The 10,501-nt window shown below is 73.6% G+C and carries 9 protein-coding genes; 4 read left to right on the forward strand and 5 right to left on the reverse strand.

What is annotated here, in order from left to right; translation table 11 throughout:
- Positions 1–371 (forward strand): type II toxin-antitoxin system VapB family antitoxin (locus tag OMK64_RS19150; RefSeq protein WP_272729951.1); only part of this gene is annotated, 371 nt, incomplete at its 5' end.
- Complete coding sequence (locus tag OMK64_RS19155; protein ID WP_272729952.1) at positions 368–1,054, forward strand: LytR C-terminal domain-containing protein; 687 nt, start codon at positions 368–370, stop codon at positions 1,052–1,054. The genes OMK64_RS19150 and OMK64_RS19155, both read left to right, overlap by 4 nt.
- Positions 1,055–1,078: 24 nt before the next feature.
- Here the strand turns inward: OMK64_RS19155 and OMK64_RS19160 are convergent, their stop codons facing one another.
- On the reverse strand, positions 1,079–2,389 hold the full coding sequence (locus OMK64_RS19160) for a uracil-xanthine permease family protein (RefSeq protein ID WP_272729953.1): 1,311 nt from the start codon (positions 2,387–2,389) through the stop codon (positions 1,079–1,081).
- A gap of 152 nt (positions 2,390–2,541) precedes the next feature.
- Here OMK64_RS19160 and OMK64_RS19165 point away from each other — a divergent pair, with 152 nt between their 5' ends.
- A complete protein-coding gene (locus OMK64_RS19165; RefSeq protein WP_272729954.1) occupies positions 2,542–2,766 on the forward strand; it encodes a hypothetical protein in 225 nt (74 codons plus the stop codon).
- A gap of 283 nt (positions 2,767–3,049) precedes the next feature.
- Entirely contained in the window at positions 3,050–4,468 is a 1,419-nt protein-coding gene (locus tag OMK64_RS19170; protein ID WP_272729955.1) for a glycosyltransferase 87 family protein, read from the forward strand.
- A gap of 22 nt (positions 4,469–4,490) precedes the next feature.
- On the opposite strand, the gene OMK64_RS19175 is transcribed toward OMK64_RS19170, so the two are convergent.
- From OMK64_RS19175 to OMK64_RS19190, 4 genes are all read right to left on the reverse strand, one after another.
- On the reverse strand, positions 4,491–6,644 hold the full coding sequence (locus OMK64_RS19175) for a glycosyl hydrolase (RefSeq protein ID WP_272729956.1): 2,154 nt from the start codon (positions 6,642–6,644) through the stop codon (positions 4,491–4,493).
- The gene (locus tag OMK64_RS19180) at positions 6,641–7,372 is read right to left on the reverse strand and encodes an efflux RND transporter periplasmic adaptor subunit (RefSeq protein ID WP_272729957.1); all 732 of its coding nucleotides are present in this window, start codon (positions 7,370–7,372) and stop codon (positions 6,641–6,643) included. The genes OMK64_RS19175 and OMK64_RS19180 overlap by 4 nt, the downstream gene beginning before the upstream one ends.
- On the reverse strand, positions 7,369–9,081 hold the full coding sequence (locus OMK64_RS19185) for a glycosyltransferase family 2 protein (RefSeq protein WP_272729958.1): 1,713 nt from the start codon (positions 9,079–9,081) through the stop codon (positions 7,369–7,371). Before OMK64_RS19185 ends, OMK64_RS19180 begins: the two co-directional genes overlap by 4 nt.
- 440 nt (positions 9,082–9,521) lie before the next feature.
- Positions 9,522–10,466 carry an LLM class F420-dependent oxidoreductase gene (locus tag OMK64_RS19190; protein WP_272729959.1) on the reverse strand — a complete coding sequence of 315 codons (945 nt, stop codon included), beginning with the start codon at positions 10,464–10,466 and terminating at the stop codon, positions 9,522–9,524.
- Positions 10,467–10,501: the final 35 nt, after the last annotated feature.

Raw genomic sequence — 10,501 nt, forward strand, 5'->3', positions numbered from 1 at the left:
TGGGCGAGGGCAGACCCTACCCGGACCACGGGTACGAGAGCCCCCGGCAGTGGGCCGAGGTCTCGCCGCGCGTCGTGCGCCTCGACCAGCTCGTGACGACCAAGCGCACGCTCGACCTCGACGCACTGCTGGCCGAGGACTCCACGTTCTACGGCGACCTGTTCGCGCACGTCGTGCAGTACAAGGGCGTCATGTACCTCGAGGACGGGCTGCACCGCGCCGTGCGGGCCGCGCTCCAGCAGCGCGCCGTGCTGCACGCGCGGGTCCTGGTCGTCGAGTCCGGCGGCGGCGCGGCGGCGGAGGAGGAGCCGGGCGGCGAGCCCGCGGACGACCTCGCGTCCGACTCCACGGCGGAGGCGGTCGAGCCGTGAGCGACCTCGACCGGGCCCGGGCGCTGCGCCGCCGGCACATGCACGAGCGGCAGGCCGTCATCTTCGGCGTGCTGCTCGCCGGGCTCGCGGTCGCCGGGCTCGGTGCCACCGCCGTCTACACGGGCAGCGTGAACCTGCCGTTCGTCGCGCGGGGCTTCAGCACCGCACCGCCTCCCCCCGTCCCGGACCCCGACCCCTGCCCGCCCGCGGGTGCGCTGCCGCTCGCGTACAACCAGGTGACGGTCACGGTGCTCAACAGCACGAGCCGCGTCGGGCTCGCGGGTGGCGCGGCCGCGGAGCTCACGCAGCGCGGGTTCGTCGTCGCCGGGTCGGGCAACACGCAGCCCGCGTTCGACGGGGTCGCGCGGATCTCGTTCGGCGTCGCGGGTGCGGCCGCCGCGTACACGCTCGCCGCGCAGCTCGAGGGTGAGGACCTGCACCTCGTCGCGCGCGAGGACCCGTCCGTGGACATGACGCTCGGGACGCAGTTCGCCGAGCTCACGCCCGCCGACCAGGTCGTGCTCGACCCGTCCGTGCCGCTCGTGGCGCCCGAGGGCTGCGTGCCGCTGGACCAGGCCGCCGTCGAGACCCCCGAGCCGGAGACGCCCGCCGCCGATGGCTCCGGCGAGGGCGGCGAGGAGGCACCGGCCGAAGGCACCGAGGAGCAGGCGCCGCAGGGCTGACGCGCCCCGCGGCCGCCCGCCGGATCAGTCGCGCGGCGTCTCCGCGACCGGGACCGACGTCGGCGTCGCGGGCTCCTCGCCCGTCCCGCGCCAGCGGGCCACCACGCGCATGAGGTGGTACAGCCCGATCGCGGTCGCGGTGCCCAGCGCGATGCCCTCGAACCGCAGCTCGCCGACGACCCACGTGTAGTTCGCGACGCCGATCACCAGCGCGATCGCGGCCGGCACGAGGTTGACGGGGTTCGAGAAGTCGACGCGGGCCTGGATCCAGATGCGCGCGCCGAGCAGGCCGATCATGCCGTAGAGCATCGTCGTCGCCCCGCCGAGCACCCCGTCGGGGATCGTCTTGATGAGCTCGCCGAACTTCGGCGACAGGCTGAGCACCAGGGCGCCGCCCGCGGCGACCCAGTACGCGGCGGTCGAGTACACGCGCGTGGCCGCCATGACGCCGATGTTCTCGGCGTACGTCGTCGTGCCCGACCCGCCACCGAGGCCCGCGAGCGACGTCGCGACGCCGTCGGCGAACAGCGCGCGGCCCGTCAGGGGGTCGAGGTCGCGGCCGGTCATCGCGGCGACGGACTTCACGTGGCCGACGTTCTCGGCGACGAGCACCAGGACCACGGGGACGAACAGGCCGAGGATCTCGACGTCGAACGACGGCGCGGTGAAGGGCGGCAGGCCGACCCAGGCGGCCTCGCGGAAGCGCGCGAAGTCGACCTGGCCCTGCAGCAGCGCGGCGACGTACCCGACGACCACGCCGACGAGGATCGACAGCCGGCCGAGGATGCCGCGGAACAGGACCGTCGTGAGGACGATCGCGGCGAGCGTGACGACCGCGGTCAGCGGCGCCTTCTGGACCGAGCCCCACGCGACGGGCGCGAGGTTGAACCCGATGAGCGCGACGATCGCACCGGTCACGACCGGCGGCATCACGACCTCGATCCAGTGCGCCCCCGCGACGTGCACGACGACGCCGACCGCGGCGAGGACGAGCCCGGTGACGAGGATGCCGCCGACCGCGACGGACTGGCCGCCGCTCGCGGTGGCCGCGACGACGGGCGCGATGAACGCGAAGCTCGACCCGAGGTAGCTGGGGAGCCGGTTGCGCGTGATCAGCAGGAACGCGACCGTCCCGATCGCGGAGAAGAACAGCGTCGTCTGCGGCGAGAACTCCGTGATGAGCGGCACCGCGAACGTCGCACCGAACATCGCGACCACGTGCTGCAGGCCGATCCCGACCGTCCGGGGCCACGTGAGCCGCTCGTCCGGGGAGACCACCTCACCCGGCCGCACGTTCCGCCCGTCACCGTGCACCGACCAGCCCAGACCCGCCATCGACCGCTCCCGTCACGTCGTCGCCGGCCCTCTCCCTGCGCCGGCTGCACCGCAGGGTACGGCCCTGCCGGCGCTCGACGCGCGGACCGCGGTCCCACGTGCCAGCGTGTGCCCTGAGGAGCGCGACCCGTCCAACGAAGGGAGAGTCCCCGATGACCGAGCCCGAGACCCCCGAGTTCCGACCCGCACCGTCCGGCGTCATCCCCGGCGGCGCGCCCGACCCGGTCCGCGACACCGCTCCGCACGCCGCGCCCGCACCCGACGACGCCGAGACGCAGGACAGCAGCTACATCGACGACTCGACGCCGCGCGTCGTGCCGGTCGTCGGTGCCGGCCCGGCGGTCCCGCCGCCGCCGGCGCGACCCGTCCAGGGCTAGCAGACACGTCCGGTCCGGCCCGCGCGCCCCGTGCCGTGGGCCGGACCGTCGGCGTGCCGCCGCCCGCTCGGTCGTGTCCGCTGTCGCGCGGGTGCGGGAGCCCGGCGCGTCGCGGGTGTGGGAGCCCGGCGCGTCGCCGGTGTGGGAGCCGGGCACGTCGCCCGTGGGGAGGCCAGGCGTCGCCGGTGTGGAAGCCCGGCACGGCGGGCCCGACGCCCCGATAGCCTGAGGCCGCTCGCCCGCCCACGTCCCGACCGGCCGCCGGAGGCTCCCCCTGCACCGCTTGCTGCGCTCCCTGACGGCCGTCTGGGTCGCGTTCCTCGCCGTGCACGCGTGGCTCGCGTACGTCGGCGTCGTGCTCATCCCGCAGAAGGCGTTCTGGGACCTCGAGCTCTACCGGTACTGGATGTGGCTCGGCGTGCACGAGGGCCAGTGGCCCGTCCTGTCGGGCGACTGGGTCTACCCGGTCGGCGCGATCCTGCCGATGCTCGCCGCGACCGTGACCGGGCAGTGGACCGGCCCGGAGTACGCCGCGACGTGGGCCGTCCTCGTCACCGCGCTCGACGCCGCCGCGCTCGGGGTGCTGCTGCACGCCCCACGCCTCGCGCGCCCGGTCGGCAGCACCGGTCGGCGCCCGCACGAGCGCCGGACGACCACCGGTGCGTGGTGGTGGATCGGGTTCCTCGCGCTGCTGGGCCCGATCGCGATGGGCCGGCTCGACGCCGTCGTCGCGCCCGTCGTCGTGGTCGCGCTCGCCGTCACGCTGCGGCACCCGCGCGTGTCGTCCGTCCTGCTCACGGTCGCGGCGTGGATCAAGGTCGCGCCGGGGGCGCTGCTGCTCGCGGTCGTCGTCGCGGTCCGCCGGCCGTGGCGTGACGTCGTGCTGCCCGCGGCGGTCGTGAGCGTCGTCGTCGTCGGAGCGGTGCTCGCGCTCGGGGGCGGGGCCCACGTCGCGTCGTTCCTCGGCGAGCAGGAGGAGCGCGGGCTGCAGATCGAGGCCGTCGGCGCGACGCCGTGGGTGCTCGTCGGCGTCTTCAGCGACGCGGTGCGTCGGCACCTCAACGAGCCGATCGTCACGTGGGAGGTGTCGGGCCCGGGCACGGCGGGGGCGGCCGACGCGCTCGGCGCGCTGTTCTTCGTCGGGCTCGCGGCGTGCGCGGCGCTGCTGTGGTGGCGTCGGCGGCACCTCGGGGACCGGTTCTGGGAGGACGCGGTCGCGCAGCGCGAGCTCGTCGTGCGCGGCGCGCTGCTGCTGGTGCTCGCGACGATCGTGTTCAACAAGGTCGGGTCGCCCCAGTACATCGGGTGGCTCGCGCCGCCCGTCGCGGTCGCGCTCGCGCTGCGGCTGCCGGGGTGGCGGACGACGGCGTGGACGGTGGCGGGTGTCGCCGCCGCGACGCAGGTCGTCTTCCCGTGGGGGTACGACCAGATCCTCGGTGGTGGGCTGCTCGTCACGGCCGTGCTCGCCGCCCGCAACGTCGCGCTCGTGGTGCTGCTCGTCATGACCGCGCGCGCCCTGCTGCGGCCGCCCGCGCACGACCTGCCGCCCGCGCCCGACGCGACCCCGATCGCGGGGTCCGTGACGACCGACGACGAGCCGGGCGGAAGCCGTTCGCCGGCGCCGGAGGCGCAGCCGGCCGGAACCGGGGGCCCCCGGACGCCGCAGACGGCGCCGCTGCACGAGGCGAGCGACGCCGTCTGACGGCATGCGGTGACGCGGGGCGTCAGCTGCGGGGCGGGTTCGCCCCCGCCGACGCGATGAACGCGAGCATCGACGCGCGGGACGACCCGTCGTCGATCGCGGCCTCCGACAGCCCGGTCGCGGTCGTCCACGCCTTCTCGGCCGCGTCCTTCCCCGCGAGCGCGGAGTAGGTCACGACGTAGTCGGCGAGCGGGCCGGTGAAGCCGGACTCCTCGACGGCGGCCGCGATCCGCTCGGGGTCGACCCCGGTCGCGAGCGACATCTGCACCGGGCCCATGGGGATGAGCTGGATGCCGAGGATCGCCGACGGCTCGGGGCTGAACCACGTCGCGTAGTCACGCTTCGCGCCCCAGCTGATCGAGAACACCTCGTGGCCGAACCCGTCGAGCGCGGGGTCGTCCAGGTCGGGTGCCGTCCAGTACGCGCGCGCCGACGCGGCCTCCGTGGAGGTCATCCACGCCGCTTGCGTCGCGAGGTCGTCCTGCCCGGACGCCTGCGCCCACAGCCCGAGCCCGTTCCACGCGTTGACGGCCTCCGAGGACGACTCCTGGTTGTTGCCGTCCGCGAACGGCGACGTGCCCGACGCCCACGAGTGCCCGAACCACGGGTCGAACGACCGCAGCTGCGGCAGCTCGTCGGAGGGTGTCGCCGAGGCGATGTCGGCCGCGAGCAGGTCCATGACCGGCGCGAGGTCGTCCGCGAGCTTCTCGTCGTCGGCCGACAGGAGGCCGGCCGCCGCGAGGAGGTACCCGTAGTGGAAGTGGTGGTCGTTGAGCTCGTCGGACCCGAACGACGGCGTGAGGCCGATCGCGGACCGGGCGGTCGCGTCGTACACGACGCAGCGCGCGTCGCGCTCGGCGCAGCCCTCGGGCTCGGCCCACTCGCGGAGGGCCTCCGTCGTGCGGGTGCGCAGGTCCGCCACGACGTCCTCGGCGCCGAGCTGCTCGCCCAGCGTCACGAGGGACGCCGCGCGGAACAGCGCCTTGCCGCCGAAGTAGGTGTCCGACGGGAACGGCTCCGTGGCCGCGACGTCGGCGCTCAGGGCGTCGACGATCGCCGTGCGACGGTCGTCGGGGACGCCGTCGAGATCGAGCGCACCCGTGGGCCGCACGGTGGGCGCGAACGCCGTCAGGTGCGACCCGGCGCAGAGCTCGAGCGTGCCGTACACGCTCGGGTAGGTGCCGAGGTCGCAGCCCTCGCGCTCCGGCTGGGTGCCGGTGCGCTGGTGCGGCGCGAGCACGTACGCCGACGGCGTGCCGCCGGCCGTGTTGTACGTGAGGGTCGTGCGGGCCACGTCGTCGTTCACGCCGTAGGTGATGTCGACACCCGTGACGGGGTCGGCGGCGGCGGTCGCGAGCGCGGCGGCCGAGTCGGCGTCGGCGTCCTGGGGCACGGGGTACCACGTGGCGGTGTCGCCCGCGGCGAGGGTGGTCGAGCCGCCCTCGGCGCCGACGAGCGCCCAGTCGGTGTCCGCCACGGTGGCCGTGGCGGGCTTCCCGTCGCCTCCGCCCGAGAACGAGCCGCCCTGCGGGGTCGAGGCGAGCGTGAGGTCCTGCTCGGCCGTCAGGCTGACGAAGGGCGAGCCCTCCGCGAGCACGACGTGCCCGAGCACGGCGCCCGACGCGTCGAGCAGGTCGACCGTCACGCTCACCGGGTCGGCGGCGCTGACCTGGGCCGACGCCGCGCCGGCGTCGACGGTCACGGCCGGGACGTGGGGTGCGACGACCGCCTTGTCGCTGGCCACCGGGTCCGGCAGGCCGAGCGTGAAGCCGTTGTCCGTCAGCGCGAACGAGACCGGCTGCGCGAACACGGGCTGCGGCTCGTCACCGAACACGAGACCGCTGTACCAGCGGTTCGTCGGCGGGACGACGCCGTCGGCGAGGCGCACGGGCGCGATCTTCGCGACCTCGCCCTGCTCGACCCCCGACGTGAGGGCGGCGGTGTCGACGTCCGGCGTGCGGGCGTCGGCCGGGCCGGCGACGGGCGCGTCCGGGGCGGAGCCGCCACCGGACCCGCCGGCCGCGGGGGCGCTGCGCCCCCACGGGCCGACGAGCACGACGACGGCGGCAAGGGTCGCGACCGCGAGGGCGGCGATCCCGGCGATCAGCCAGCGGCGGCGGTGCGAGACCGCGGCCGGGGGCGACAGGGGCGGGTGGTCCGTGGTGCGTGCCGTCATCCGAACAGGCCCTTCAGGTAGGTCTTGACGGAGTCGGCGGTGCGGGTGACCACCCCGTCGTTCGTGAGGTGGAGCTCCGCGGTGACGGGGGTGCCGGCCGAGACCAGCCCGTCGCCGTCGCCCTCCACGAGCTCGTCGCCCGTGATGGTGAAGACCGCCTGGGCCTCACCGCCGACGGTCTCGACGGTGTTGCGCTCGACCGTCGCGGGGAGCTTGCGCTGGTCAGGCAGGACGATCGTGACGTCGGCGCCGTCGGGCACGCGGGCGTACTCCTTGGCGGACAGCGTGTACTCGGCCTGCACGTAGAGCGTGCCCGCGCGCTGCACGGTGGCCAGCTCGCTCGCCGACTGCACGAACGTGCCGCGCTCGGAGCCGATCTTCGTGACGGTGCCGTCGCCCGTGGCGAGGATGACGAGCTTGCCGTCGGGGTCGATCTGGGTCGCCTCGGTCGCCTGGCGGGCGAAGCCGTTGCGGATGTCGTACTGCAGGGTCGCGGAGTCGATGACGAACAGCGGGTCGCCGGTCTTCACGGTGTCGCCCACGTCGACCTTCTGGTCCACGACGAGCCCCGAGTAGGGGGTCCCGACGCTGTACGTGCGGGCGAGGATCTGCGCGGAGTCGCTCTGCGCGACGCCTCGCGTCTCGTTGAGCTGGTAGGTGGCGAGTGCGGCGATCACGGCGACGACGATCACGCCGACGACGAGTCTGATGCGGCTGGCCCAGGTCATGCGGCACCTCCGGTGAGTGCGAGCTTCGGGTCGGCCGCGTCCTTGCGACGGGTGGGCTCCTGGTCGGCACGGGCGGCGCGGGCCGCGAGACGGCCGGCGTGCCCCTCCTTCCAGGCGGTGATGACGAAACCGCCGAGGATCAGCGTGTTCGTCGCGTTCCACGCGAGCGCGAGGCTCAGGTGGCCGTTGCCGAGGTCCTTCCAGACGCCGACGGCGGTGGTGAGCAGCAGGAACACGAAGAACAGGACCTGCGGCTGCATGAACGCGAAGGGCGAGCGGTACGCGCCCTTCTGGCCGGTGACGTGCCACTTCTGGTCCTTGCGGAAGATCGCGTTGACCAGGGCTCGCGTGTAGATCGGGAACGACACGGACGCGAGCAGCAGCACCTCCCACCGGAAGGAGCCGAGCGTGTAGAACGCCAGCACGATCTGCATGACGTAGAACCCGGCGTAGTACAGCGCCCACTGGCCGGGCGTGATCGACAGGTTCATCGGGGTGAGGTCGAAGAAGATCTGCAGCGGCGGGACCAGCAGCAGGAGCAGCGGCGCGATGCCCGTGAGGTAGTGCGTCGCGGTCACCGTGTACATGAGCCGCTGGTCCATCGTCAGGCGACGCTTCCGGGACAGCGGGTTGTGGGTGAGCATGATCTCGAAGCCACCGGTCGCCCAGCGCAGCTGCTGCTTGGTGTAGGCCTCGACGGTCTCCGGGGTGTCGCCCACGGCGAGGGTGGTCGGGATGTAGATCGTCCGCCAGCCCTTCTCGTGCAGCATGAGCGACGTCCACACGTCCTCGGACTTGGAGTCGGAGTAGATGCCGCCGATCGAGTCGATGGCCGCGCGGCGGAAGATGACGTTCGTGCCGACGCAGAACGCGGCGTTGAACCGGTTCCGGCCCGGCTGCACGAAGCGGTAGAAGACCGCCTGCATGTAGCCCGCGCCGCGGCTGATGATGGTGTGCAGGTTGCCGTAGGTCTGCGGCGTCTGGACGAACGCGACGTCGTCGGCCGCGAAGAACGGCACGGTCTCGTGCAGGAACTCCGGCTTGGGCACGAAGTCCGCGTCGAACACGACGAAGAAGTCGCCGCGCGTCAGCGAGAGCGCGTGGTTGATGTTGCCGGCCTTGGCGCCGTTGCTCGACAGGCGTCGCACGTAGCGGGCGCCGAGCTCGGCGGCCAGGTCGCGCACCTCGTCGCTGCGGCCGTCGTCGAGGATGTAGGTGTCGTGCCGGCCCTGCATGGCGACCGCCGCGGTGACGGTGCGCCGGATGGTGTCCAGGTCCTCGCCGTACGTCGTGATGAAGACGTCGACGCTGATCGGCCACTCCTGGAGGTACATCCGCCAGTCCTGCGGACGCTTCTCGGCCTTGTCGCGGACGATCTCCGCGATGTCGTAGAGCCGGTCCTGCGCGAGGTGGAACGCGAAGTTGCGCGGGTTGTGCCCGCTGGACAGCACGGTCCACATCGCCAGCAGCGCGTGGATCACGAGCACCGTCTCGGCGAGCATGACCATGACGTACGGCAGCCAGTCGCCCCGGTTGGCGGGGTTGAGCAGGAAGATCGCGTAGACGATGACGCCGGTCGCCGCGAGCAGCACGAGCAGCAGCAGCGACGGGCTCTGGGCCTCGTTGTTCTCGGGCGTGCGGGTCGGTCGGATCCGTTCGGCTTCGGTCCTGCGCGGCTCGATCACGAGCCTGTCGAAGGTTGTGGCCACGTGGCGCCCCCTTGGTGGTCGTCCGGTCGAGCGGAGGGCTCGTGACAGAACCCTCCGTTGCGACGGCGACGCTGGCGCCGGGCCCACGAGATGCGGGAGGCGCCGCAGGAACCCGGTTGCGTCGGGTGGGTTCCCGGCGGGCGTCGCCGCCCCGTGATGTCTTCGAACGTACGGACGTATGCCGGGTTAGTCCACGTAGGCCCGGTGTGCGCCAGGTCACAGTTCCGGGCAGAACGGGCGAACGGGCGATGAACGGGCACCACGTACGTCCAGGTGGGCGTACGTGCGGGCATCGATGCCGACCACGTGGTCGGCGTCCACGAAGAGACGTCCCATGTCTCAGGGCGCGAGACACGGGACGTCGCTCCGGGCAACCGGATTCACCTCGGGGTGACGGGCGTCACCCGTCCGGCGGGTCAGGCGGTGACCGGCCTCGCGGCTCACCCCAGGCGGGGCACGACCTCACGCGCCACGAGGTCGAGGTGGTCGAGGTCGTGCAGGTCCAGGACCTGCAGGTACACCCGAGACAGCCCCTGCTCGCGGAGGTCGCCGAGGCGGTCCACGGCCTCGTCGACCGTCCCCGCGATCCCGTGCTCGCGCAGCTCGTCGACCTCGCGACCGATCGCCGCCGCGCGACGCGCGATCTCGGCCTCGTCCTGGCCCACGCACAGCACGAGCGCCGCCGACCGGACCAGGCTCTCCTTCGTCCGGCCCGCCTCCTCGAGCGCGCGGTCCACGTTCGCGAGCTTCGCCTCGACCTCGTCGAACGCCGGGAACGCGAGGTTGAACTCCGCCGCGTACCGGGCCGCGAGCGCCGGCGTGCGACGCGGTCCGCTCCCGCCGACGATGACGGGGACACCGGCCCTGGTCGCGTCCAGGGGCGACTGCTGCACCGGCTTCGGCAGCGCCGGGGAGTCGGTCAGCGTGTAGTGGGCGCCCGCGTGGTCGAACGTCTCCCCCACCGGCGTGCCCCACAGGCCCGTCACGACCGCGAGCTGCTCCTCGAGGATGCCGAACCGCTTCTCCGGGAACGGGATGCCGTACGCCGCGTGCTCCTGCGCGAACCACCCCGTGCCGAGACCGAGCTCGACGCGGCCGCCCGACATCTGGTCGACCTGCGCCACCTGGATCGCGAGGATCCCCGGGTGACGGAACGTCGCCGACGACACCAGCGTGCCCAGGCGGATGCGGCTCGTCTCGCGCGCCAGGCCCGCGAGCGTCGTCCACGCGTCCGTCGGGCCCGGCAGGCCGTCGCCGCCCATCGCCAGGTAGTGGTCGGACCGGAAGAAGGCGTCGAAGCCCAGGTCCTCGGTGGCCTTCGCCACCGCGAGCAGGTCGTCGTACGTTGCCCCCTGCTGGGGCTCGGTGAAGATGCGCAGATCCATGCCCCCACCCTCACACGCGCCGCGCCCACCGCACG

It is taken from the genome of Cellulomonas fimi, from assembly GCF_028527925.1.
In the GTDB taxonomy this organism is placed as follows: Bacteria; Actinomycetota; Actinomycetes; order Actinomycetales; family Cellulomonadaceae; genus Cellulomonas; species Cellulomonas fimi_C.

Bases quoted from the DNA above. Each gene is read 5' to 3' on its own strand.
- OMK64_RS19190 (WP_272729959.1), bottom strand. From the start codon at position 10,466: ATGGATCTGCGCATCTTCACCGAGCCCCAGCAGGGGGCAACGTACGAC.
- OMK64_RS19165 (WP_272729954.1), top strand. From the start codon at position 2,542: ATGACCGAGCCCGAGACCCCCGAGTTCCGACCCGCACCGTCCGGCGTC.
- OMK64_RS19160 (WP_272729953.1), bottom strand. From the start codon at position 2,389: ATGGCGGGTCTGGGCTGGTCGGTGCACGGTGACGGGCGGAACGTGCGG.
- OMK64_RS19175 (WP_272729956.1), bottom strand. From the start codon at position 6,644: ATGACGGCACGCACCACGGACCACCCGCCCCTGTCGCCCCCGGCCGCG.
- OMK64_RS19180 (WP_272729957.1), bottom strand. From the start codon at position 7,372: ATGACCTGGGCCAGCCGCATCAGACTCGTCGTCGGCGTGATCGTCGTC.